18 protein-coding genes and 1 tRNA gene are annotated in these 23,482 nt (G+C 60.8%); 9 read left to right on the top strand and 10 right to left on the bottom strand.

Translation table 11 applies throughout. From position 1 onward, the window contains the following. Genes Q9451_RS27050 through Q9451_RS27040 form a run of 3 tightly spaced genes read left to right on the top strand, consistent with a single transcriptional unit; the run spans window position 1 to window position 3,615 of the window. Window positions 1-1,515 (top strand): efflux transporter outer membrane subunit, encoded by a 1,515-nt coding sequence (locus Q9451_RS27050; protein ID WP_012270465.1) that lies wholly within the window; start codon window positions 1-3, stop codon window positions 1,513-1,515. After that, window positions 1,512-2,609 (top strand): HlyD family secretion protein, encoded by a 1,098-nt coding sequence (locus Q9451_RS27045; protein ID WP_012270466.1) that lies wholly within the window; start codon window positions 1,512-1,514, stop codon window positions 2,607-2,609. The genes Q9451_RS27050 and Q9451_RS27045 overlap by 4 nt, the downstream gene beginning before the upstream one ends. Continuing rightward, the gene (locus Q9451_RS27040; protein ID WP_012270467.1) at window positions 2,599-3,615 is read left to right on the top strand and encodes a DUF2955 domain-containing protein; all 1,017 of its coding nucleotides are present in this window, start codon (window positions 2,599-2,601) and stop codon (window positions 3,613-3,615) included. The genes Q9451_RS27045 and Q9451_RS27040 overlap by 11 nt, the downstream gene beginning before the upstream one ends. A gap of 8 nt (window positions 3,616-3,623) precedes the next feature. Here the strand turns inward: Q9451_RS27040 and sulP are convergent, their stop codons facing one another. Then, window positions 3,624-5,336 (bottom strand): sulfate permease, encoded by a 1,713-nt coding sequence (gene sulP / locus Q9451_RS27035; protein ID WP_012270468.1) that lies wholly within the window; start codon window positions 5,334-5,336, stop codon window positions 3,624-3,626. A 118-nt stretch (window positions 5,337-5,454) separates the two neighbouring features. Between sulP and Q9451_RS27030 the strand changes: the two genes are divergently transcribed. The 6 genes from Q9451_RS27030 (at window position 5,455) to Q9451_RS27005 (ending at window position 14,972) form a co-directional block, all read left to right on the top strand. Further along, window positions 5,455-5,961 (top strand): sigma-70 family RNA polymerase sigma factor, encoded by a 507-nt coding sequence (locus Q9451_RS27030; protein WP_060514813.1) that lies wholly within the window; start codon window positions 5,455-5,457, stop codon window positions 5,959-5,961. Then, entirely contained in the window at window positions 5,958-6,905 is a 948-nt protein-coding gene (locus tag Q9451_RS27025) for a FecR family protein (protein WP_012270470.1), read from the top strand. Before Q9451_RS27030 ends, Q9451_RS27025 begins: the two co-directional genes overlap by 4 nt. Window positions 6,906-7,004: 99 nt before the next feature. Further along, window positions 7,005-9,407 (top strand): TonB-dependent receptor, encoded by a 2,403-nt coding sequence (locus Q9451_RS27020; protein ID WP_012270471.1) that lies wholly within the window; start codon window positions 7,005-7,007, stop codon window positions 9,405-9,407. 159 nt (window positions 9,408-9,566) lie between these two features. Continuing rightward, window positions 9,567-11,675, top strand: a complete 2,109-nt coding sequence (locus Q9451_RS27015) for a hypothetical protein (RefSeq protein ID WP_012270472.1) — start codon at window positions 9,567-9,569, stop codon at window positions 11,673-11,675. Next, entirely contained in the window at window positions 11,650-13,587 is a 1,938-nt protein-coding gene (locus tag Q9451_RS27010; RefSeq protein ID WP_012270473.1) for a dynamin family protein, read from the top strand. Before Q9451_RS27015 ends, Q9451_RS27010 begins: the two co-directional genes overlap by 26 nt. After that, a complete protein-coding gene (locus tag Q9451_RS27005) occupies window positions 13,584-14,972 on the top strand; it encodes a hypothetical protein (RefSeq protein ID WP_012270474.1) in 1,389 nt (462 codons plus the stop codon). Before Q9451_RS27010 ends, Q9451_RS27005 begins: the two co-directional genes overlap by 4 nt. Before the next feature lie 144 nt (window positions 14,973-15,116). Here the strand turns inward: Q9451_RS27005 and ychF are convergent, their stop codons facing one another. The 9 genes from ychF to Q9451_RS26960 all read right to left on the bottom strand — a co-directional run bounded on the left by ychF (window position 15,117) and on the right by Q9451_RS26960 (window position 23,474). Beyond that, window positions 15,117-16,217 (bottom strand): redox-regulated ATPase YchF, encoded by a 1,101-nt coding sequence (gene ychF / locus Q9451_RS27000; RefSeq protein ID WP_012270475.1) that lies wholly within the window; start codon window positions 16,215-16,217, stop codon window positions 15,117-15,119. A gap of 24 nt (window positions 16,218-16,241) precedes the next feature. Next, window positions 16,242-16,826, bottom strand: coding sequence for an aminoacyl-tRNA hydrolase (pth, locus tag Q9451_RS26995; RefSeq protein WP_012270476.1), 585 nt, complete (start codon window positions 16,824-16,826; stop codon window positions 16,242-16,244). Between the two features lie 79 nt (window positions 16,827-16,905). Next, window positions 16,906-17,499: a 50S ribosomal protein L25/general stress protein Ctc gene (locus Q9451_RS26990; RefSeq protein ID WP_012270477.1), complete on the bottom strand. Its 594-nt coding sequence runs from the start codon at window positions 17,497-17,499 to the stop codon at window positions 16,906-16,908. Between the two features lie 120 nt (window positions 17,500-17,619). Continuing rightward, window positions 17,620-18,561 carry a ribose-phosphate pyrophosphokinase gene (locus Q9451_RS26985; RefSeq protein WP_003247410.1) on the bottom strand — a complete coding sequence of 314 codons (942 nt, stop codon included), beginning with the start codon at window positions 18,559-18,561 and terminating at the stop codon, window positions 17,620-17,622. A 48-nt stretch (window positions 18,562-18,609) separates the two neighbouring features. Beyond that, a tRNA-Gln gene (locus Q9451_RS26980) sits at window positions 18,610-18,684 on the bottom strand. Between the two features lie 20 nt (window positions 18,685-18,704). Continuing rightward, the gene (gene ispE / locus Q9451_RS26975) at window positions 18,705-19,565 is read right to left on the bottom strand and encodes a 4-(cytidine 5'-diphospho)-2-C-methyl-D-erythritol kinase (RefSeq protein ID WP_012270478.1); all 861 of its coding nucleotides are present in this window, start codon (window positions 19,563-19,565) and stop codon (window positions 18,705-18,707) included. A gap of 4 nt (window positions 19,566-19,569) precedes the next feature. Beyond that, window positions 19,570-20,187, bottom strand: coding sequence for a lipoprotein insertase outer membrane protein LolB (lolB, locus tag Q9451_RS26970; RefSeq protein ID WP_012270479.1), 618 nt, complete (start codon window positions 20,185-20,187; stop codon window positions 19,570-19,572). Window positions 20,188-20,191: 4 nt separating this feature from the next. Beyond that, window positions 20,192-21,913 carry a tetratricopeptide repeat protein gene (locus tag Q9451_RS26965; RefSeq protein ID WP_060492847.1) on the bottom strand — a complete coding sequence of 574 codons (1,722 nt, stop codon included), beginning with the start codon at window positions 21,911-21,913 and terminating at the stop codon, window positions 20,192-20,194. 586 nt (window positions 21,914-22,499) lie between these two features. Continuing rightward, a complete protein-coding gene (locus tag Q9451_RS26960) occupies window positions 22,500-23,474 on the bottom strand; it encodes a hypothetical protein (protein ID WP_012270482.1) in 975 nt (324 codons plus the stop codon). Window positions 23,475-23,482: the final 8 nt, after the last annotated feature.

The following is a 23,482-nucleotide window of genomic DNA, read 5'->3' as shown; positions in this document are numbered from 1 at the left end:
ATGCCCAACTGCTGCTATGGCCTGGGGTTGCTGATGCTGCTGGCTGGTTGCACCCAGGTCGGCCCCGATTTCGAAAAGCCCCAGGCCCCGTGGCTGGACGGCTGGAGCACACCCATGCTGGAACAGGCAGGGCGTAGCGCCACCACCCCTGACCTGCGCCAGTGGTGGGCGGTGTTTGCCGACCCGATGCTGGACGCGCTGATTGCCGAGGCCGACGCCAACAACACCAACCTGCGCGTGGCTGGCCTGCGTATCGCTGAAGCTCGTGCGCAATTGGCCATCGTGCAGACCGGGCGTTATCCACAGCTGCAGCAACTGAGCGCGCAGAGCCTGTACCTGAAGCAGAACCAGTCCGGTACTGCCACCGCCCGTGATTCGGTGTTCTGGCAATCCAGCGTCGGCTTCGACATTGGCTGGGAGATCGACTTCTGGGGCCGCTTCAGTCGCGCCATCGAAAGCGCAGATGCCCTCTACTTCGCCTCCCAGGCCAACTACGCCGACGCCATGTTGCTGCTGCGTGCGCAAGTGGCCGACACTTACTTTGCCCTGCGTACCGCCGAGGCGCGGCTGGATATCGCGCAAGAGAACGCCAAGCGCCAGGCGCGTAGCCTGGAGATCACCGAGCGGCTTTTCCGCCACGGCGAACATGACGAACTCGACTGGCAGCAGGCGCGTACTCAATACCTGGCGACCCTGGCCACCATCCCTGAATTCGAGAATCAGCTCAACGCCCTGCGCAATGTGTTGTGCTCATTGCTGGGCCGCCCGCCCGGGCCGCTGCCGCAGTTGCAGGCCGGTCATGGCCAGCTGCCGCTGCCAGAGCGCGCAATATTGCAGGACGTGCCTGCCAACCTGCTGCAGCGCCGGCCAGACATTCGCGCCGCCGAGCAGGCAGTGGCGGCGCAGTCGGCGCTGGTCGGGGTGGCCGAGGCCGATCTTTATCCACAACTGAGCCTGCTTGGCAGTATCGGCTGGACCTTTCTTTCGGCCAGTCACCTGCCCAACACTTTCGACCTGGCGGCAGGGCCGAGCCTGATCTGGAACCCGTTCGACTACGGCCGGCGCAAAAATGCCGTGCGGGTGGAAGATGCCCGCTTGCAGCAACTGATCGAGCTGTACCAACAGGGTGTGCGCGAAGCCGCCCGTGAAGCCGACGACGCTGCCAGCGGTCTGGTGCGCTCGCTGCAAAGTGCAACCATTCGCGACCAGGCTTCCCAGGCGGCGCAACGCTCGCTGACCCTGGCCAGCTCGCAGTACCGCGAAGGCTTCGCCGACTTCCAGCGGGTGCTCGATGCCCAGCAACTGCTGTTGCAGCAACAGGATGGTTACCTGGTCAGCCGTGGCAACGCGGTCAGCAGCCTGGTGACGTTGTACAAGGCCCTGGGCGGAGGCTGGGACACCCGCCGCGCGCCGATCGACCCGGCCACCCGCCAGCACATGCAGCAACGCACCGACTGGGGCGAGCTGCTCGACGTGCCAGCCTCCAGCGCACATGCACAAGGTGAAACCGAATGAGCGACACCAGGCCAGCGCCGCCCCCGTCAGCCCCTGATCGCGGTATGCGCTGGGTGCTGTTGCTAATTGCCGTGAGCCTGCTTTGGTACCTGCTGGCGGACCGCTTCACGCCATACACCCAGCAGGCACGCCTGCAGGCCTACGTGGTGCCGGTGGCCGCCGAAGTGGCCGGGCAGATCAAGCGTGTGGCCGTCGGCAACAACCAGGAAGTGCGCCAGGGCGATGTGCTGTTCGAACTCGACCAAGAACAGTACCGCATTGCCTTGGCCCGCGCCGAAGCCGATCTCGATACCGTGCGCCGGCAGATCGGCGCCAGTACCGCTGGCATCGACTCCGCTCAGGCTGCGCTCGTGGCGGCCCAGGCCAATGAGCGCAAGGCGCGGCAGGACGCAGAACGCCTCAAGCGGCTGATTGACGAAGACCCCGGCACGGTATCGGTGCGCCGCCTGGAAGGCGCACAGGCCACCCGTGACCAGGCCATAAGCCAAGTGGCGGCGGCCCGTGCTGAAGTGGTGCGCGCCCGTGAACAGCAGGGCGGTGCACAGGAGGACAATGCCCAGCTGCGCAGTGCAGCGGCCAACGTGGAAAAGGCCCGCCTGGACCTTGCCCGTACCGTGGTACGCGCTGATGCGAACGGGTTGATCACCGACTTGCGCACCGACGTTGGCCACTATGTCGGGGCGGGCAGCCCGATGATGACCCTGATCAGTATTCATGACGTGTGGATAAGTGCCGACATGACCGAGAACAACCTCGGTCGGCTGCGCCCCGACACGCCGGTGCTGGTGGTGCTCGACGCGCTGCCCGGCACTGTGTTGAAGGGGCGTATACGCAGCATTGGCTACGGTGTGAGCGTGGGCCAGCCTGCAGCGCCGGGTACGCTGCCGACCGTGCAGAACAGCCGCGAGTGGCTGCGTTCGGCGCAGCGCTTCCCGGTGATCGTCGAGCTGGAGCGCGACCAGCTTCAGGACAAGACCGTGCTGCGGGTCGGTGGCCAGGCCGAGGTCATGGCCTTGCCCGGCGAAGGCAACCCCCTGAACCTGCTGGGCCGGTTGTTCATGTGGCTGATGAGCTGGCTGTCATATGCCTATTGAGCTGCGCCGCCTGCGCGCCCTGCGCCTGGCCTGGGGCGTGGCACTGTGCCTGGCGGTGAGCTTTGGTATCGGCTTGCCGGTGCCGATCCTGGCACCTGTGTTTGCAGTATTGCTGCTCGCCATGCGCAGTCAGCCACTGCCCCTGCGTGCGGCGCCGGCCCTGGCGCTGCTGGTGCTGCTAAGTTGCGGCAGCGGTCTGCTGCTTATTCCGCTGTTGCGCCATGCCCCAACGGCTGGCGTGTTGCTGGTGGGGGTGGGGGTTTTCCTGACATTGCGCTATGCGTTGAAGGGGGGCAACGGCCTGCTGGCCAACCTGCTGGTGGTCGGCCTGACCATGATTGCTGCTGCCGGCACCAGCGATTTCACATTGGCGCTTTCGGTAGTCGAAGCGCTGGCCAAGGGCATGCTGCTGGCGGTGCTGGGCACGACAGTGGCGCATGTGCTGTTTCCCGAGCCAGCCGATGCGCCGGCACAACCGGCGGCGGCGCTGCTGGCCAGCGAGCATGTCAGCTGGGTGGCGCTGCGGGCCACACTGATCGTGATGCCGGCCTTTCTCCTGGCGTTGATCGCGCCGGACCAGTACATGCCACTGATCATGAAAGCCGTGAGCGTTGGGCAGCAGGCCGGCGAAACCCGTGCGCGGCACGCCAGCCGAGAGCTGATCGGTTCAACCTTGCTTGCTGGGGTGTTGGCGATAGTGTTGTGGGGCGCGTTGAGCCTGTACGTGCACCTGTGGATGTTCTTCCTGTGGGTACTGCTGTTCGCGCTCTGGCAGGCGCGACGGCTGTACCAGGCCGTGTCGAACCGGCAGAGCCCGGCTTATTGGGTGAGCTGCCTGACGACAATGCTGATCCTGTTAGGGCAGTCGGTGCAGGACAGTGCCGGCGGGCAGGACGTTTACCGCGCCTTTGCCGTGCGCATGGCACTGTTTCTGGCGGTGTCGGTGTATGCCAGTGCCATGCTTATCTGGATTGACCGGTTTCGGCTTCGGGTACGGGCTGTTTAATTCCTCTGTCAGGGCTGCCAATCGACCCCACTCTCTTCCAGATAGGCATCCACTGCCGCGCCCACTGTAGGGTGAAAAGCCCTCTCTCCCATATGCTCGAACAACCCGAATCGCCGCATCTTGTCCTTCACCGGGTCCTTCATTTCGGCAAACTGCAACTCCACCCCCCGTGCCTCCAGCGCTCGGTCCAGCTCGGCCAGCATGTCCGCCGAGGTGATGTCGATACTGGTCACCGGTTCCGCCGCAATTATCAGCCGCTGCACCGGCGTCGGCGACGCGTCCACCGCCGCCATCACTGTGCTCTGGAACTGCTCGGCATTGGCAAAGAACAGCGGCGCGTCCCAGCGCAGCAGCACCAGCCCCGGAATACGCCGGGCCTGTGGATAACGCTGCACGTCATGGTAACCACGCAGCCCATCGGCACGCCCGAGCACCGCGTGGTGCGGCCGCCAGCCGTCCCACAGGAACTCGATCACCGACACCGCCACGGCAATGCAGATACCGGGAATGGCGCCGAACACCGCCACACCGACAAAGCAGGTGATCGACAGCCAGAATTCCCACTGCTGCATGCGGAAAATACGCTTGAGGTCGGCGAACTCGAACAGCCCCAGCGCAGCGGCAATGACCACCGCAGCCAGCGCGCTGTTGGGCAGGTGCTGCATCAGATTGGGCGCTACCAGCAGCAACAGGGTTACTGCCAGCGCGCCGATGATGCCGGTGAGCTGGGTCTGCGAGCCGGCGGCTTCGGCCACCGGTGTGCGTGACGAACTGCTGCTGATCGGGATGCCTTGGAACAGCCCCGAAGCCAGGTTGGCCACGCCCAGGCCGAACATCTCCTGGTTGGGGTTTACCGGCATTTTCAGGCGTGCGGCATAAGAGCGTGACAGTACGCTGGTGTCGGCGAACGACACAAGCGCCACGGCAACCCCGCCCAGTATCACTTCGACCAGGTCGATGTCGGTTACCCAGGGGAAGACGAAGCTGGGCAGGCCCTGGGGCAATTGCCCGAGTACCTTGACGCCCATTTGGTCGAGGTTGAACAGGCTTACTGCCAGCGTCGCCAACACCACGGCGATCAAGATGCCTGGCAGGCGCTTGAACGGTTTGAGCAGCAGGATCAGCACCAGGCTACCGGCGCCCACGACGAAGCTTGGCCAGTGCCCCTGGCCGGCGAACAGCGCCTGGCCCAAGTGCCAAAGGTCGCGCAAGGGCCCCTCACTGTCGACTTTGAGGCCGAACAGCTTGGGCAACTGGCTGATCAATACGGTGAGGGCGATGCCGTTCATGTAGCCGTAGCGGATCGGCTTGGACAGCAGCTCGGTGATAAAGCCCAGGCGCAGCAGCCCGGCAACCACACAGAACGCCCCGGCGACCAGCGCCATCATGCTGGCGATTGCGATCGCCCGCTGCGGGTCGCTGGCAGCGTACTGCACCACCACTGCCAGGATCGGCGCGGCCAGCGCCGAGTCCGGCCCCAGCACCAGGATGCGGCTGGGGCCGAACAGGGCATAGGCCAGCAGCGGGATGATGGTGGCGTACAGCCCATAGATACCGGGGACGCCGGACGCTTCGGCGTAGGCGATGCCCACGGGTACCAGCATGGTGGTGAGCACCAGGCCGGCGGCGATGTCCTTGGGTAACCAGGCCGCTTTGTAGTGGAGCAGGGTGACCAGGCCGGGCAGCCAGCGTTGCCAGTCGAAGCGTGTGGTGTCGGGCATGGTGCGGGCTCTGGAGAAGGAGGGGGCTCAATCACAGAATAGGTGTTGGCGCCGGGTAGCGCTTCCCGCGTCTCGCCTATAAAATGCGATAAATTCTCATTAGCTTTTGGTCCTGCCCGTGTCCGCATCCCACACCAGCAAGCTGGGTTTGTTTTTCAGCGATCACCACCGCTGGTTGCTGCGGCATGTGCAACGGCAACTGAGCAACCGCCCAGACGCCGAGGACACGGCTGCCGAAACCTTCTGCCAGCTGCTTGCCGCACGGGTCGACCCAGCGGCCATCGAGCAGCCGCGCGCCTACCTCTCGACCATTGCCAGGCGACTGATTTCCGACCGCCATCGCCGCCGACGCCTGGAGCAGGCCTACCTGGAGCGGCTGATGCTGCTGCCTGAAACGCTGGCGCCCTCGCCGGAAGAAACCCACCTGCTGCTGGAAGCCCTGCACGCCATCGACCGCAGCCTGGCAGGGCTGCCGCTGGTGGTGAAGAAGGCGTTTCTCATGAGCCAGCTCGATGGCCTGGCCTATGCGGAAATTGGTCGGCGCCTGGGCGTATCCGAACGTACGGTTGGCCGCTACATGACCCAGGCCTTGCGCCAGTGTTACCTGAGCGGGGCGCAAGCATGAACCGGCGCGTACTGAACCCTGCCGCCGAACAGGCAGTCGCGTGGATGGTGCGCCTGCGCTCCGGGCGAGACGATGCCCGGCAACAGGCGCTTTTTCAGCAGTGGCTGGGTGATGACCCGGCCAACGTCCATGCCTGGGAGCAATTGCAACGTGGCTTGGGCGAGCACTTCGAGGTTGTGCGCCGAGCTCCTGGCGCTTTGCGCGATACCTTGCTGCAGCCGGAAGTCGGTCGGCGCGATGTGTTGCGGGCAATGGCCGGGCTTTCTGTGCTGGGTGGCAGTTTGTGGTTCGCCGCCAGCAGCGATACCGGCCAGGCATTGACGGCCGATTTGCGTACAGGCACCGGCGAACGTCGCAGCCTGACGTTGGCTGATGGCAGCCGGCTGGCATTGAATGCCGACAGTGCGGTCGACCTCGCCTTTTCCGGCAGCCATCGGCTGGTGCGCTTGCGCAGGGGAGGGCTGGTGGTGCAGGTGGCTGCAGACCCGAGCCGTCCGTTCATCGTGCGTAGCGCGCAAGGTGATGTGCGCGCACTGGGTACGCGTTTTCTGGTCGAGCAACTGGCCGACGCCACCCGCGTGGTGGTGCTGGAGCACGCCGTGCGCGCTTCGTTGCCCAATGGCACCGAGCTGGACTTGGCAGAGGGTCAGGCAGCGTTGTTGCATGCGCAGCGCATCGAGCCACTGGCGGCGGGGCAGGCCTACCGCGCCGACTGGGTGCAAGGTCACCTCAGTGTGCTGGACGAGCCCCTGGCGTTGGTTATCGATGCCTTGCGCCCGTATCGCCCGGGGTTCGTCCGTGTCAGCCCGCAGGTGCGCAACCTGCGGGTACAGGGGGTGTTCCCGCTGGATGACAGCGAGCGCACCTTGGCTGCCCTTGAAGAGACGATGCCGATCAGCGTGAAACGCTACGGTGCCTGGCTGACCTTGATCGAAGCGCGCTGAGCGGGCTGCTTTCGAATGAAAATTTTTATCATTCGTGTCCGGTTTTTCTTGCTCGTCCCACCTCTCTCCTGACAACAGCAAAAATTCAGGAGTATCCACGTGTTCAAACCTTGGCCCCTCGCCCTTGCCATCGCGCTGGCAACCGCACCAACGGCCGTCGTCCAGGCGCAAGGATCTGCGCAGCAACAGCGGCAGCGTTTCGACCTGCCGGCCGCCAGCCTGGCGCAAACCCTCAACACCATCGCCCGCCAAGGTGGGCAGGTGATGTCGCTGGACCCGGCTCTGGTCGTCGGCAAGCAGGCCCCCGCGATCCAGGGTGAGATGAGTGCCTTGCAAGCCGTGCAGCAGGCGCTGGTGGGCAGCGGCCTGCAACTGATCGTCACTGGCAGCGGCACCTTCAGTGTGGTGCCGACGGTGGACGCCAAGGGCGCGCTGGAACTGGGTGCTACCAACATCAACAGCGTGGGGCTGGGCGAAACCACCGAGGGTTCTGGCTCGTACACCACCGGCGCCGTGACGATCGGCAAGACCCCTCAGTCGCTGCGCCGTACACCGCAGTCGGTGACCGTGGTTACGCGCAAACTGATGGACGACAAGAACCTGGTCTCACTGGACCAGGTGATGGTCCAGACCACAGGCATTACCCGCGCCAACCGTGGCTACGGCAACCATCACTTCAGCTCCCGGGGTTTCGACATCACCGACGACAGTTACATGGTCGACGGCGTGGCCGGGCAGGCCTACGCCTACACCGGCTGGATGATCCCCGACATGGCGGTGTTCGACCGTGTCGAGGTACTGCGAGGCGCCTCGGGCCTGTTGGTAGGGGCGGGCAACCCAGGCGGTGCGGTCAACCTGGTGCGTAAGCGCCCGACGTCGGAGCCACGTTTCTCCGTGACCACCCGTGCCGGCTCCTGGGACAATTACCGGCTGGACCTGGACGCCAGTGGCAGGCTGAACCCGCAAGGTTCTCTGCGCGGCCGCGTGGTGGCGTCCTACGAGGACCGTGGTTACTTCACCGATGTCAGCAAGTCCAAGCGGCCGTTGCTGTACGGCATAGTCGAAGGCGACCTGAGCGACGCCACTACCGTTGCTTTGGGTTTGCGCCGGCAGACTTCGCGCATTGACGGCTACAGCGTGCTGGGCTTGCCGAACAACCCGGATGGCAGCAACCCGCACCTCAAGCGTTCCACCTTCCTGGGCCAGGACTGGGCCACGCTGCAGACCCGCACCGACGAAGTGTTCGCCGACCTCAATCACCGTTTCACCGACAACTGGAGCGGCAAGCTGGCGCTGTCGCACTCCGAAAGCAGTTACAACCGCAGCGCCATCGAATGGAGCGCAGAGGACACGCTGGAGTACGGCAGCCCCACTGGGCCGATGATCAACGACACCAGCTTTCACAAGTTCGATGTCACCGCCAACGCGGTGGACGGCCACCTGGACGGCGAGTTCGAAGCGTTTGGCCTGAGCCATCAGCTGTCGCTGGGGGCCAACTGGTCCCGGCGCAAGATGAATGACAAGGACGCCACGGTAAAGCTCGACAGCCCCATCCCGCTCAATGTGTTCGACCCGGACCACAGCATTGTCCCAGAACCTTCGCGACAGGGATGGGACTACAAGGAAGACACCTTCGATACCCGTTACGGCACCTACCTCAATGCCCGCCTGCACATGACCGAGGACCTCAGCCTGGTACTGGGCGGGCGCCTGAGTTGGTACAAGACCGAGGCCTGGAGTGGCGGGCTGAAAAGCACCAATGAACAGAAGCACGAGTTCACGCCTTTCGTTGGTGCCATCTACGACCTGAACAACAACTGGTCTCTGTACGCCAGCTATGCCGATATCTTCATGCCCCAGGCCAGTTACCGCAGTGCGGGTGGCAAGATGCTTGACCCCGCTATCGGTTCCAACTACGAAACCGGCATCAAGGGCGAGTTGTTCGACAAGCGTCTGAACCTGTCCTTTGCGCTGTTCTATATCGAACAGGAGGACGTCGCCGCTCGCGACTATGCCAATGATGGCAACTGTCCCACAGACGTTGCAGGCCGTTGTTACGTGAACAGCGATGGCATCAGCCGCAGCAAGGGCTTCGAGGCAGAGGCCAGCGGTGAGTTGCTGCCGGGCTTGCAGGTGGCGGCGGGTTATACCTTCAACACCACGCAGTCGGAGACTGGCGGGCCGATCTCGGCACAAACGCCCAAGCATCTGCTGCGGGTGAACACCAACTACACCCTGCCGGGTGAGTGGAACCGCCTCAGTGTCGGCGGTGGTGTGTCGGCCCAGTCCCATTACTACGACGCTTACAATGGCGTGAGCAACAGCGGCCGGGCGGTGTTCGATGCACGGGCGGCGTACAAGCTCGACCAGCACTGGACGGTGGGCGTGGACGTGGAGAACCTGCTGGACCGCAAGTATTTCGACTCGACCGGTTACTGGACCCGCGGCACTACTTACGGCGCGCCGCGTAGCTACATGCTGACCTTGCGTGGGGATTTCTGACGTTCTAAGGGTGATTGCCCTGCGATCACCCAGCCCATCCGGGGGCGCAGACATGCATCGACCTTCGTCCCTGTAAACTTCTATCGATTGATGCCGATACACCTTGTGTATCCCGGTGCCCGTCCCGCCAGGCATTGTCAAAGAACAAGGAGTTTCATCATGTACGCCTCGCTCATCGATCCCGTCACACAGGCTTTGAGGCAGGCGCTCGATATCGCCGTACACTTTGACCGAAGTACTCAGGAGCGAGAAAAGCTTCGTGCGGTGCTGCGCAAGTTGTTGGTGATCCGTGAAATGCACTCCAGCTTTTTTGTGTGCATTGGCGGAACTCAGGGCGCGGGCAAGACGCATCTTTTGCGCGAGTTGTACGATCTGGAGGACTGGCTGCCAGACAACCCTGGGCGTGGCGAATGTCGGCCGCTCTTCGTGCTTGAGCGCGACTGTAAAACACCCTATGCCTGCGGTGTGGACGAGCTGGGTCAGGAAACAGAGATAGACCAGCAAACCCTGTTCAATGAACTGCGCAGCTTCGCGGCAGGCGAGCGTTTCATGTTGCTGCGCCTGTATGTGCCTAAGCGTCACTTCGGCGAGCGCGCGGGTTTCTTGCTGTTACCTGGCTACGAAAAACTCAACCGGACCAACAGCCTGTGGCAGCAGGAAATGCGCGATACGCTCAAGCATGCCACGGGCAGTATCTTGGTGACCAACGCCAATGCTCTGGCTACCCAGTCCACTCAAGATGTATTGGTGGAAATGCTGGAACAGGCGTTACCCGGCCGGCACCCGATCATTGCCATTGGGCGCACGGAGAACCAGTCCCAGGAAACACGTGAAGAATTGCGTGTCTCTGCGGCGTTGAACTGTCAGGTGCCGGCCGACCAGGCAGATCGTGTTGTCTGCGTTGGCCGTGGTGAGGAATACAAGGCGCTCTGGATACCACAACTTCTCCAAGCGTTAGGCCAATACGCCGAGCCGGGGCTGGACGTCTATCAGCAACGGCTGACAGATCTGCAGGCCGTTCTAGAGCTGGAGCTGGAAGTCGCGGTGGGTTTCCTGGATGGCCTGATCGACAATGCAGCAGCTTCTGCCAGTGCCAGCGAGGGGCTGGTCAAGAAGGTTCTGGATCAGTTCCGACGTTCCTCGGATGCCTACCGAGTGAAGTATAAAAAACGCCTTCTTCAACATGTCGACCAGTACACGCGGTGTGCGATAGGCAGTGCTACACATGCGTTTGGCGAGGAGGAGGAGGGGTGGTCCAATGTGGGTAGAAATATCGTCGATTTCCTCTCGCTCAAGACCAGCGAACCCGAGCAGCGCTACATCAGCCGTATTCACAAGCATTGGGAGCAGCAAGGCGAGCAAACCCCGGTGCATGCGATTTACCTGGCGCTGACGCATGTGGCTGACGATCACTTCAAACTGGGGCTGGAGGCTGCCCTGGATGAAAATCCTGCCCTGCTGCTGGAACACCGTCAGCAGCAACAGCCCGCTCGGTACCTGGGTTACGAGAAGGCTGACGGCACTGTGGTGGTTCCTGAGTGCAATCTCCCGGCTGCGCCTGACTTGCAAAAAAGTGTCTGCTTGTTGTTGAACCAGACTATCAGCGAGAACCACCTCGACCCCGCCACGGTTCGTACTCGGCAGTTCGATACTGCATTGAAGCTTCTGCCGGCACTGACCATGGAGTATCTACGCATGAGCCAAGGTATGGCGTTGTTCCAGCGGCAGGTGGTCGATACTGCCCAGCTGGTCAAGTATGACCCCGATGCCCTCGCCAAGGACATTCGTGCTTCGTTGCCAGGCTTTACCCAGGGAGCCAAGCAGGTAGGGCGTGCGTTGCTCGCAATAACCGCAGTGGACTTGGCCATCGATGGCAGCCTGGATGTCCTTCCGGTACTGGCTGGCGGTACTGCCACGGGGTTGGGAGCGACACTGTCCATGGCGGCAACCGGGCTCATGGGGCTGGGCTTCATTGGTTACAAGGCTGCCAGTTCGGTCCACCAATACAATGTCGCCAAACGCAACTTCATCGTGGCCAGCCTGGAGCGCTTCAGGGATCACCTGGTGGAAAGCAGCCTTGAGCACTACGACGAGCTCATGAACAAGATCGAGGAGCGGATCGAGCATAATCTCAGTGTGGCCTACGGCATTGATGCCAATCAGTTTTCCGAGCGTGATGCACTGGCAAGGGTGATGCGCGCCTTGAATGCATCGCGACGCCATCTGACTGCCGAGATTGATCGTGCCCAAGCCTCGTTCGTGGTCTGAGCGTTATCGTCAGCGCCATGACTGGGCGCTGCAAGCCTACGACCGTTTTGTCCATGAGCTGGCCCCGGAGGTCAGTGGCCAGCTCCGGCGTTCCGAGCAAGTGACCGTGGTGGTGTATGGCGCCACTCAAGTGGGCAAGACGACCTTGATCCTTGACCTGCTCGGCCTCGTCTCGGACACCCGCGAGGAAATTGCCGAGGTGCTGCGGGGTGGCCAGACGCTGGGCAAATCAGCGACGATCATGCCGTTGCGCTACGGGCGCTCAAGCGACGATCACTGGTACATCGGCCAGAGTGGTCCGCTGGACAGGCAGGCGGCTACCCGGGCACTTGCTGATACCCGCCGAGCGGTGGAGCAAGGGCAGCGCACTGGCATCGATCTAACCGACATTCTCATTCCTGCTCGGTTTTTCCCGCTGGCGAGCGAGAATGCTCTGGACGTCGATGTCAAACTCATCGACCTGCCCGGACTGGACGCGCGCAATGCCCACGAGCGTGAGCTGGTTGCAACACTCGCTCGAACCTTTGTCACGGTGGCCGATTTGGTGCTGCTCGTAACCCAGGCCAGCAGCCTTGGGTTCTTGCGGCCAGAAAACTTGCAGATAGAAGAGCTGGCTAATTGGGTGCATCAGCCGGTGCGCTTTCGGGTGGTCATTACCTCGAGCTTTTCTCTGAGCAGCGTGCGCAAGCGCATGTTGGCCGCCCCGATGGATGTAACAGCACTGCGCTCGGCAATGAGCGAAGAAATACAGACACTCGAATTGACCATCCCCGAGCATTTTCAAAGCAACCTCTTTGTGATGGAGCTTGGGGATTCGGCGCGTGAGATGGCTGAGGCAGACCCCGCGTACTTCGCCCTGGTATGCCCTGTTGTCGATACCTTTCGGCGACAGCTGATCGAGGATATCAAACGCTCCAGCGGGCCATTGTCCCGCGTGTTCGCTGCCTTTCAGCTCGACCAGGTGGTGACCGGGCAGATTGCGGCGTTCGAGGACAGTTATCGAGAGCAAAGACGTGAGCGGCTCGCAAGCCTGGAGGCATTCGAGTCACGGCAAAAAGCGCTTTATCCGTTGCAGTCAGATGATGATGTAGCCAGAGTGCTGCAGGTGCGCAGGGACGAGTTGCTGGCAGAGCGGCAATTGACGGAGCAGTGGACGCATATGCTCGAAGGACTGCTGCGTATCGACATCGGGCCAATTCTCGAAGGGCTTTTCCCCACACATGTCACTGCGCGGGGAGAGCAAACGGTACCTGCGGTACAGGAACTGCTTCGTTGTGCGAAAAAATGCCTCAAGCACCAGCTCGAAAGCTGGATAGAGGCCTTTCAAACACTGCTTTTTAGTAGTTTTGGTGAAGAACTACAGGGCCACTGCAAGGTGCTCATGCGCGCAGTGCGTCCTGTGGTTTTTGACGAAAGCGATTTTCATCCGTTGGACTATCACCTCGACCAATACACGCTGGAAAGCTATTTCTGGTCGTCCAGCTACGAAACAGACATGGGTATGCTCGAACATGTCATTGCTGTGAGCAGAGGCCGTTGTATTAAGTTGGCGCACATGTGCTTCATCGAGGCAGTGAAAAATCAAGCTTCTGAACAACAACGCGCCTTGCCAGAAGTCGATCGGCAGTTGCGCGCGGTGCAGGAAGCCCTTGATAAGCACGCCAGGCACCTGCGTGGACTGCAGGCCTTGAGCGACCAATTGAGCGTGAACATCGCCCGCATGGAAGGCTCGAAAAAGATGGCCCAGCATTTTGAGCAGCGTGTTGATCAGAGCCTGTCGCGGGCGTTACAGGCATGCACAGACGAACTTGATAAGGGGCAGTGCGCCACGGACAAGTTTCTTGGGCTCATGCAAGCCCATCTGCTTATCAGTGAAGCCGAAAAATTCTATTCCGGGAAGGATGCTCAATGATCGACCAGGACGTTAAGGGCGAACGCGCTGCTGCCAAGCAGGAGTTGACTCAGTTACTGGTCGATATTCTGGTACCGCCGCTGAAAACTGAAGTGAGCGCATTGCTCGAAGAAAACATTTACCCCTTGGAGCGCAGTATCCTCGAGCGCCAGGACCGATTGGAAGCTCAAACAGGCAAAGTCACACGTTTCATCAACAAGCATTACCCAGAGAGCAGTCTCCCGCTTGAAGAGCAACTGCAAACGCTGGAGTTTGCCCAGCAGGATGCAAACGAGCTTGCGCAGTCGCGCAATGTACAATTGCTGGAGATCCTCGGGCAGCACAGTCAGCAATCCCAGGATATTCAAACCGGTGTTGTGGGGTTGTCAGCGCAGATCGGTGGAGTTGGGGAACACCAGGTTGCCTTGCAGGCGCAAGCGCAACGGTTGGGCGATGCCAGTTTACAGAGCGTTGCCCAGCTAACTCAGAATCTGGCGTCCTTCGCGCAATGGCACCAGCAAGCACATACTCAAGCGGTAGACGCAGTCCAAGCCATGGGGGCCGCTGCAGACAGTAAGCTGGATCAGTACCAACAGCAGCAGCAATCGCAATGGCAGGCGGTCAGCCATCAAACCATCAGTATTCAAACTGAGCTTGAGGCGCTGGCCCAAGGGCTGGAAACCGCAGAGGGGCGCCGGGTAAATGCCGAAGACCAGCTTCAGCGCTGGGCTCAAACGAATCAGGAGGATGTCAGTCAACTTGCCCAGCAGCTGGCTTCGCTGATCTCGGCGCAGCAGCAGGGCCAAGCTGAGCTACATGAAACGATGTGCATGCTGGGTGAGGCTGCGGCCGGCAAGTTCGAGGGTCAACAGCAGCGGTTGGCGTCGTTGTTCATGGCGCAACAACAGGCCCAGATCGAGCTGCATGCAACGATACGGACACTAAGCGAGGTTACGGCCGGCAGGCTTGATGCTCATCAACAGCAAATGCAGAAGCACTGGCTTACAGTGCATGGCAGCGCACAGCAGCGTTTGGGTCGTAGCCTTGGCAGTTTGTTGGAACAGCTGCGTGAGTTGGACAAGGAAAGCGTGAGTCGATTGGAAAAACTCACCCTGCTAACGGCCGATCACTTGCGCTCGGCCGTGCACAAGGAGGTTTCAGCACTGGGGCAGCAATTGCAGGACCTATGGCAGACTCAGGCAAACAACCTGCATGAGCGGCTAGGCGAGCAACATCAGGCACTTTCGGCCGCCCATGCGCACCACCAGACATATCAAGCGCAGGCATTGGCGCTCAAGGCTCAGGTGGTCAATGGCCAAAAGCACCTTAAATGGGTGGCGTATGGTTGTGCGGCGCTTGCAGCGGCCAATCTTGGTGGTTTGTTGTATCTCGTATTGGGACCGTAGCGAGTTGGTTTCTAAGATACGAAGCTGTTTCTTGGCCGGGGTTACAGATGAAAATGGTGGCCCTTGAATACAAAACCCCCGTATCGCCTGGCGATCACGGGGGTTCTGAAGTCTTTCAAGTAGCGTGGAATTCCACGGTGCCCATCAGACGTTAAAGCGGAAGTGCATCACGTCACCGTCTTTGACGATGTAGTCCTTGCCTTCCAAACGCCATTTACCGGCTTCCTTGGCACCGCTTTCACCCTTGAACTGGATGAAGTCATCATAGGCCACCACTTCAGCGCGGATGAAGCCTTTTTCGAAGTCGGTGTGGATCACGCCTGCGGCTTGTGGTGCGGTGGCACCTACGCGTACGGTCCAGGCACGTACTTCCTGCACGCCGGCAGTGAAGTAGGTCTGCAGGTTCAGCAGCTCGTAACCGGCGCGGATCACGCGGTTCAGGCCAGGCTCTTCCAGGCCCAGGGCCTCGAGGAACATGTCCTTCTCTTCACCGTCTTCCAGCTCGGCGATTTCTGCCTCGATCTTGTTGCACACCGGCACCACTACCGCGCCTTCTTCCTCGGCGATGGCCTTGACCACGTCCAGGTGCGGGTTGTTGTCGAAGCCGTCTTCGGCCACGTTGGCGATGTACATCACCGGCTTGCTGGTCAGCAGGTGGAAGCCACGAATGACAGCTTTTTCGTCGTCAGCCATGTGCTTCATCAGGCTGCGTGCAGGCTTGCCTTCGGTGAAGTGCGGGATCAGCTTTTCCAGTATTGCCTTCTGCGCCAAGGCTTCCTTGTCGCCGCCTTTGGCGTTGCGGGCTACTTTCTGCAGCTGCTTTTCGCAGCTGTCGAGGTCGGCGAAGATCAGTTCGAGGTCGATGATCTCGATGTCACGCTTGGGGTCGACGCTGTTGGAAACGTGGATCACGTTCTCGTCTTCGAAGCAGCGCACCACGTGGGCAATGGCGTCGGTCTCGCGTATGTTGGCGAGGAACTTGTTGCCCAGGCCTTCGCCTTTCGACGCACCGGCAACCAGGCCGGCGATGTCGACGAATTCCATGGTGGTCGGCAGGATGCGGTTTGGCTTGACGATTTCAGCCAGCGCAGCCAAACGAGCGTCGGGCATAGGCACGATGCCGCTGTTTGGCTCGATGGTGCAGAAAGGGAAGTTCTCCGCCGCGATGCCAGACTTGGTCAGGGCGTTGAACAGGGTGGACTTGCCGACGTTGGGCAGGCCGACGATGCCGCAATTGAAACCCATGGGTATTCCCCTCTCTAAAGGAAATCAGGCCTTCTGGCTGTGCAGCTCGCGCATCGCCTTGGCGAAATCGCCGGCAAGCACATCCGGCAGCACGCCGAGGGCAAAATCGATGCTGGCGTCGAGCTTCTCCTGCTCGGCGCGCGGCGCGCGGCCCAGGACGAAGTTGGATACCAGTTTGGCGTCACCCGGGTGGCCGATGCCAAGCCGCAGGCGGTGGAAGTCGTTCTGGTTACCGAGCTGCGCGATGATGTCGCGCAGGCCGTTATGCCCACCATGGCCGCCGCCGCGCTTGAGCTTGGCAACGCCTGGGGGCAGGTCGAGTTCGTCGTGTGCCACCAGGATCGCTTCCGGCTTGATGCGGAAGAAATTGGCCAAGGCCGCCACGGACTGACCGCTGCGGTTCATGTAGGTGGTAGGGATCAACAAACGAACGTCGTTGCCCTGATGGCTGAATTTAGCCGTCAGGCCGAAATATTTTTTGTCAGCAGTCAGCGAAACTCGCTGGGCGCTGGCAATGCGTTCAACGAAAAGAGCCCCTGCGTTATGCCGGGTCTGTTCGTATTCGGGGCCAGGGTTACCCAGGCCAACGATCAACTGGATGGCGGTCACGTCAGGGGCTCTTCCTTGGAGTTGGTGGGTTACAGTGCGCGCGGCACTGTAACCCGATCAACGCCGGCGTGCGAGTGGATTACTCGGCAGCGCCTTCTGCTTCTGGAGCAACGCGTGGAGCGTGAACGTTGGCAACAGCTTTGTCATCACCGTGGGCCAGAGCGACGAACTCTACGCCTTTCGGAGCTTTCAGGTCCGACAGGTGGATGATGGTGCCGACTTCGGCGTTGGCCAGGTCAACTTCGATGAACTCAGGCAGGTCTTTGGCTTCGCAGGAAACTTCGATCTCGGAAACAACGTGCGAGATCTCGCCGCCTTTCTTGACCGGGGCTTCTTCACCGATGAAGTGAACCGGAACCTTGGCAGTCAGCTTCTGGCCAGCAACGACGCGAACGAAGTCGGCGTGCATGATGAAGCCTTTGGCTGGGTGGCGCTGCATGGCCTTGACCACGACGTTCTGCTTGGCGCCGTCGACGTTCAGTTCGATAACGTGGCTGTAGGCAGCTTCGTTTTCGAACAGTTTGGCGATTTCCTTGGCCACGATGGTCAGGGATTGGGCTTCTTTATCGCCACCGTAAACAACAGCAGGGATGCTGGCGGCGTGACGCAGGCGGCGGCTCGCACCTTTCCCCAGGTCAGTACGCGCTTGGGCGTTCAGGATGAAGTCAGTCATTTTGTTTCTCCAAAATAGCCTCCCGTATGGCGTTTGCGACCAGCGCCAGACGGGGATGGCAAAAAAGCCCCGCCCCAACACAGGTTGGGGCGGGGCGCTTCACATCAACACGTGTCCCGCTTAGCGGAACATCGCGCTGATCGATTCTTCGTTGCTGATGCGGCGTACCGCTTCAGCGACAACCGGTGCGATATCCAGCTGGCGGATACGGTCACAGGCTTGAGCAGCGGCGGACAGCGGTACGGTGTTGGTCACCACCAGCTCATCCAGTACCGACTTCTCGATGTTCTCGATCGCGCGGCCCGACAGGACAGGGTGCGTGCAGTAGGCGTAAACCTTGGCAGCGCCGTGCTCTTTCAGGGCTTTGGCCGCGTGGCACAGGGTGCCGGCGGTGTCGACCATGTCGTCTACCAGGATGCAAGTGCGCCCTTCGACGTCGCCGATGATGTGCATAACCTCGGAGTGGTTAGCCTTTTCGCGGCGTTTGTCGATGATACCCAGGTCGACGCCCAGGGACTTGGCGACAGCGCGTGCGCGCACGACACCACCGATGTCCGGGGAGACGATCATCAGGTTCTCGAAACGCTGGTCTTCGATGTCGTCGACCAGTACGGGCGAGCCGTAGATGTTGTCGACGGGGATATCGAAGAAGCCTTGGATCTGGTCAGCGTGCAGGTCGACGGTGAGTACACGGTCGATACCTACGACAGTGAGCATGTCAGCGACGACTTTGGCGCTGATGGCTACACGTGCCGAACGCGGACGGCGGTCCTGGCGGGCATATCCGAAGTAAGGAATCACGGCGGTGATTCGGGAGGCTGAGGAGCGGCGGAAGGCGTCGGCCATCACTACCAGTTCCATCAGATTATCGTTGGTCGGGGCACAGGTCGGCTGAATAATGAAAACGTCTTTACCGCGAACATTTTCATTGATCTCAGTGCTGATCTCGCCGTCGGAGAATTTACCGACAGAGACGTCACCGAGAGGGATATGCAGCTGACGTACGACACGCCGAGCCAGATCGGGGTTAGCGTTCCCCGTAAAGACCATCATCTTGGACACGCGCAGTACCTGAAGGCTGAGGGTATACCTGGATGAGTATAAGGAAAATGGCAGGGGCGGCTGGATTCGAACCAACGCATGGCAGGATCAAAACCTGCTGCCTTACCGCTTGGCGACGCCCCTGTATCTGTTGCTGCGAACGCTTATGCGCTCGACTTCTTGACCAGACTTTGCAGCTTGCGATGCAACATCGAAATATTGCTTCCTTTCGCCACAAACCCTGTTTGGGTCGCTGAAAGAAGGGCCAGAACTTTATCAGCTTCGGCTTTGCTTGGGAAGGCCCCAAACACACAACTTCCAGTGCCGGTTAGCCGAGCCTCAGTGAATTTCCCCAGTGAATTCAACGCATTGCGAACTTCTGGGTAATTCTGCTCTACCACCGGTTGGCAGTCATTTCGACTGTTTCCCTCGGGAACGGGGCGCATCTTAAGGGGGAGTGAATCACGTGTCAACTGTGGATGTGAAAAAATTTCTACTGTGCTGACAGACACTTGCGGCACCAGTACGACATACCAGGGCTCGATCGGGTCGACCGGTGTCAGTTGCTCGCCCACACCTTGGGCGAACGCCGCATGGCCGCGTACGAACACCGGCACGTCGGCGCCCAGGCTCAGGCCCAGTGCGGCCAGGCGGTCTTCGTCCCAATCCAGTTGCCACAGGTGGGCGAGGGCCAGCAGGGTGGTGGCGGCATCCGAGCTGCCGCCGCCGATGCCGCCGCCCATGGGCAGCACCTTGGTCAGCCAGATATCGGCACCGAGTGCGGTGCCTGATTGTTCTTGCAGCTTGCGCGCGGCGCGCACGATCAGGTTGCTGTCGTGGGGGACGGCCTCGATCTCGGTGTGCAGGCGGATCACGCCGTCTTCACGCAGGGCGAAGCTCAGTTCGTCGCCGTGGTCGAGGAACTGGAACACCGTTTCCAGCTCGTGGTAACCGTCGGCGCGGCGGCCGATGATGTGCAACCACAGGTTGAGCTTGGCCGGGGCGGGCAGGGTGAGCGTGTGCATAGGGTCAGTGCCCCAGCTGGCGCGGTTGCCAGTCCTTGACCACCAGGGTCACGTCCAGGTCCTTGCCGTGCAGTTTCAGGCGCTCGGGCAGCCAGTAACCGTTTTGTTCGGTGTAGCTCAGGTACTGTACCTGCCAGCCATCCTGATCGAGGCTGGCCAGGCGGCTGTCACCATCCAGGGTCAGCTTGCTCTTGCTGTCGGGGGCAGGCAGGCCGCGCACCCACCAGACCAGGTGCGAGACTGGCAGCTGCCAGCCCAGTTGTTCTTCAAGCAGGGCTTCGGGGCTTGTGGCCTCGTAGCGGCCCTGGTTGGCCACTTCGAGCACCACGCCACCTGGGCGCCCGGTCAGGCGTGCGGCGCCACGGCCCAGCGGGCCGGCCAGGCGAATGTCGTAGTAGTCCTGGCGTTGCAGCCAGAACAGGGTGCCGCTGCCGGAGTCGCGCGGGGCGCGGATGCCGACCTTGCCGTTGATCTGCCAGCCATCGAGGCTGCTCAGCTGTTCTTTATGGGCGCGCCACTGCTGCGGGTCGCCGTGACCCTGCAGGGCTTCTCGGCTACCGAAGCCGGCACAGCCGGCCAGCAGGGCGATAAGGGTGAAGGTGATGCAATGGCGCAGGAACATGGCGTTAAAGAGTCTCGGATCCGGTCAGGCGCAAAATGGTCTTGCGCAGGATGGGGCTGTCGGCCTGGGCTTCGAAGCCCTTCGCCCAGACCTGGCGGGCTTCACGGCGCTTGCCATTGGCCCACAGCACTTCGCCCAGGTGAGCGGCCACTTCGTGGTCGGGGAAGCTGGCAAAGGCCTGGCGCAGGTAGGTTTCCGCTGCGTCGAGGTTGCCCAGGCGGTAGCTGACCCAGCCCAGGCTATCGAGCACTGCCGGGTCGTCCGGGGTCAGCTGGTGGGCTTTGTCGATCAGTGCCTTGGCTTCGGTATAGCGAGTGGTGCGGTCGGCCAGGGTGTAGCCCAGGGCGTTCAGGGCCATGGCGTTTTCTGGCTCGCGGGCGATGATGGCGCGCAGGTCTTTCTCCATTTGCGCCAGGTCGTCGCGCTTTTCGGCCAGCATGGCGCGGGTGTACAGCAGGTTGAGGTCGTCCGGGTAGCGCTGGATGGCTTGCTGCAGCACCTGGCTGGCCTGGGCGTCCTTGTTGTTGTTGCTGTAGCTTTCCGATTCGATCAGGTACAGCTGGATGGCGTAGTCTGGCTGGGCTTCGCGGGCTTCGGCAAGTAGGCGCGAGGCCTCGCTGCTGCGGCCGTTGGCGATCAGGATGTCGGCCTGGCGCAGTTGTGCCGGCAAGTAGTCGGGGCCAGGGCCGACCAGGGCGTACTCACGCAGGGCGCCAGCAGGGTCGTGGCGCTCCTCGCGGATGCGGCCCAGGTTCAGGTGTGCGGCGTCGACGTTGCTCTCACGCTCGATCAATTCCTGCAGGTAGCCTTCGGCTTCATCCCAGTCTTTGTTCTCCAGGCACACCAAGGCCAACGAGTAGCGCAGTTCGTCATCATCGGGGTATTGCTGGACCAGGCTGAGGAACTCGCCCTTGGCATCGGCGATGCGGTCCTGTTCGACCAGGGTGCGGGCGTAGGTCAGGCGCAGGCGTTTGTCGTCCGGGTTGTCGCGGATTGCGCCGCGCAGCAGTGGCAGAGCCTCCGGACCACGGTCCAGGGCCTGCAACAGGCGAGCGCGCAGGAGGATCGGGGCAATTTCGCCGTTTTGAGCCGGGTGCGATTCGAGCAGCTCCAGGGCTTCTTCGGCCTTGCCGTCCTGATTCAGCAACAAGGCCTTGCCGAATACCAGTTGGCCGTTATCAGGGTATTTCACCAGCAGGCGCTCGAAGCTTTGCAGCAGGCCGTCGCGGGTGCTCTGGTCGGTTTCGGCCGCAGACAGGGCGAGGAAGTCGAAGTGGGTGTCGCCCTGGCCCTGCAGAACCTTTTCCATGTAGGCCATGGAGTCGTCATAGCGGCCAGCGCGGGCCAGTTGGATGGCGGCGGCACGTTGGGCGTCGAGGTTCTGCGGGTCGTTACGGGCCCAGACTAATGCATTGTCCAGCGACGGCTCGTCAGCGCCGAGGTATTCGGCAATGCGGTAGGCGCGCTCGGAAACCCCAGGGTCCTGGGTTTTTGCCGCCTGGTCGGTGTAGTTGGCCAGGGCGATGTCGAAGCGGTTGCGCTGGCCGGCCAGCTCGGCTACCAACAGGCTATAGAGTGTGTCCTGCTTGAACGAGCCATACACCACGGGCTTTTCCGCCTCGCCCTTGCCGGCTTCGGCGACGGGAGGCTCGGCTTTTTGCGGGGCCAGGCTCTGGCAGCCCTGGAGCAGGGCGAAGGCAAGCAGCAATGCGTATGGTTTGTTCATAGAAAGGCTTATAGGAGGACTCACCGGCGGTCGGAGCATGATGACACAAGCGCGGGGGCAAACCCACCTGCGAAGGTCGTGGTTTACAGCCTGGGTGGTGCAGGTGTGGGACAACAGGCTAAGGCATGGGTTCGTTGCAGTGCGGCTCGGGCTCAGAATGCCTGTTCCGCGAGAGGGTATGGGGATGTTCGCCTCTTTTGCACTTTGAACTAGCCTCGTTCGAGGTATCTTGTGACGCATTCGAAGATGATTAATGATGACACTGAGAGCATGAGGTGGTACCAGAAAAAGAGGATCAGGCGCTTGGTTCTCTGGGGGAAATTTTTTATGTCAGAGATATCTGCCAGATTACGGCGCAGGTAAAAATTCGGGGTCGACAGCATTCCTGCTATCATGCAAAGTCTCATCGTTTTGCCGAAAACGCCTGCCGTAGAGTACGCTGAGCGGTTTCCTTGTACGAATTTGCAATTTGTCAAAAGCGTCTCGAAGCTTTCAACGTGCCGATATGCGATATAGGTCAGTGCGGAAACACTGAAAAGCAGCGAGATCAGAACAAGAAAAGAGATGATTATCCATAAAGTGCTTGTCATTCACCTGAGACCTCGTACAAAAGTTCTCCGAGCCTTGCTCCCTGTGTTTTGCCGACATCACCTACTAGCATGCCTCCAGTCGCCCCCCCAATGACTGCACACGCGAGTGTGCCGAGGCCTCTTGTAGGAACACCAATCGCTATACAAAGTTGCTCAATAGCATAGCTACCCAGATACGCGCCACCCGCGGCTCCTCCTAGACTTCCGGCTAATGAAGCGCCTTCAATATATGCTGCTTTCCTGCAAGCGTCTTGCCGCCCTAATGTGCATGCCTTCTGAATATCTAATCCAATAGACGCAACCTCTAGCGATATGCCTAAATAGGTACCTTTTTTTATCAGGTTGGCAGCCTTGCCCACTCCGGCAACCTTATCCGCATACCCTGCAATTTCTCCTGTATGCAAATAGCTTTTCGTGGAGATGCCAAGGGTTCTTTTAATCGACCCTTGGTTTCGCAGGCTCGTACCGAACGCGGCCATTTTGCTCAACTGCTCATCCAGCCTCCCAAATAGCGCCGCTCGCTTGGCATAGAACTGATCGCGCGCTTTGAACGTCCCAGAACTCATGTGCTCCTGATACAGTTTCTCAATTTCCAGCAACGTGTCTTGAGTGGCCTTCAGGTATCTGCTCCACCCATCGCTGACCACGCCTGCACCCATGGATGCATGGGCGAGCAGGCTCTTCAGCAACTCGAAGTTCTCAAGAAAGAACTCGTCGGCACCTTGCCCGCTGCGCATTAGCCCCATGTGCGTAGCGGCAGCCTTTGCCATCAGATACGCCTCCTGGCTAGTACATGAAGGCGTGGACCAGTCACCGACAATGACCAGTTCGCCGCTTCTGACCACACTGTTGTAAATGTGTGAGTTCAGTACATCGAACTTGCTGGCCGAATTCCCGCTCAGGGCAAGGCCAGCCTTGAGTGTGTGGTAGTTCTGCATTTTGGGGTTGATGAACGCGCGAGCTTCGGTCATGGCAATTA

It is taken from the genome of Pseudomonas sp. NY8896, from assembly GCF_039634505.1.
This window is presented reverse-complemented; position numbering and strand designations above follow the sequence as displayed.

Excerpts from the sequence above, each read along its gene's own strand:
- Q9451_RS27050 (WP_012270465.1), top strand. The coding sequence starts at position 1 with ATGCCCAACTGCTGCTATGGCCTGGGGTTGCTGATGCTGCTGGCTGGT.
- Q9451_RS27045 (WP_012270466.1), top strand. The coding sequence starts at position 1,512 with ATGAGCGACACCAGGCCAGCGCCGCCCCCGTCAGCCCCTGATCGCGGT.
- Q9451_RS27040 (WP_012270467.1), top strand. The coding sequence starts at position 2,599 with ATGCCTATTGAGCTGCGCCGCCTGCGCGCCCTGCGCCTGGCCTGGGGC.
- sulP (WP_012270468.1), bottom strand. The coding sequence starts at position 5,336 with ATGCCCGACACCACACGCTTCGACTGGCAACGCTGGCTGCCCGGCCTG.
- Q9451_RS27025 (WP_012270470.1), top strand. The coding sequence starts at position 5,958 with ATGAACCGGCGCGTACTGAACCCTGCCGCCGAACAGGCAGTCGCGTGG.
- Q9451_RS27015 (WP_012270472.1), top strand. The coding sequence starts at position 9,567 with ATGTACGCCTCGCTCATCGATCCCGTCACACAGGCTTTGAGGCAGGCG.
- Q9451_RS27005 (WP_012270474.1), top strand. The coding sequence starts at position 13,584 with ATGATCGACCAGGACGTTAAGGGCGAACGCGCTGCTGCCAAGCAGGAG.
- ychF (WP_012270475.1), bottom strand. The coding sequence starts at position 16,217 with ATGGGTTTCAATTGCGGCATCGTCGGCCTGCCCAACGTCGGCAAGTCC.
- Q9451_RS26990 (WP_012270477.1), bottom strand. The coding sequence starts at position 17,499 with ATGACTGACTTCATCCTGAACGCCCAAGCGCGTACTGACCTGGGGAAA.
- ispE (WP_012270478.1), bottom strand. The coding sequence starts at position 19,565 with ATGCACACGCTCACCCTGCCCGCCCCGGCCAAGCTCAACCTGTGGTTG.
- lolB (WP_012270479.1), bottom strand. The coding sequence starts at position 20,187 with ATGTTCCTGCGCCATTGCATCACCTTCACCCTTATCGCCCTGCTGGCC.
- Q9451_RS26965 (WP_060492847.1), bottom strand. The coding sequence starts at position 21,913 with ATGAACAAACCATACGCATTGCTGCTTGCCTTCGCCCTGCTCCAGGGC.
- Q9451_RS26960 (WP_012270482.1), bottom strand. The coding sequence starts at position 23,474 with ATGACCGAAGCTCGCGCGTTCATCAACCCCAAAATGCAGAACTACCAC.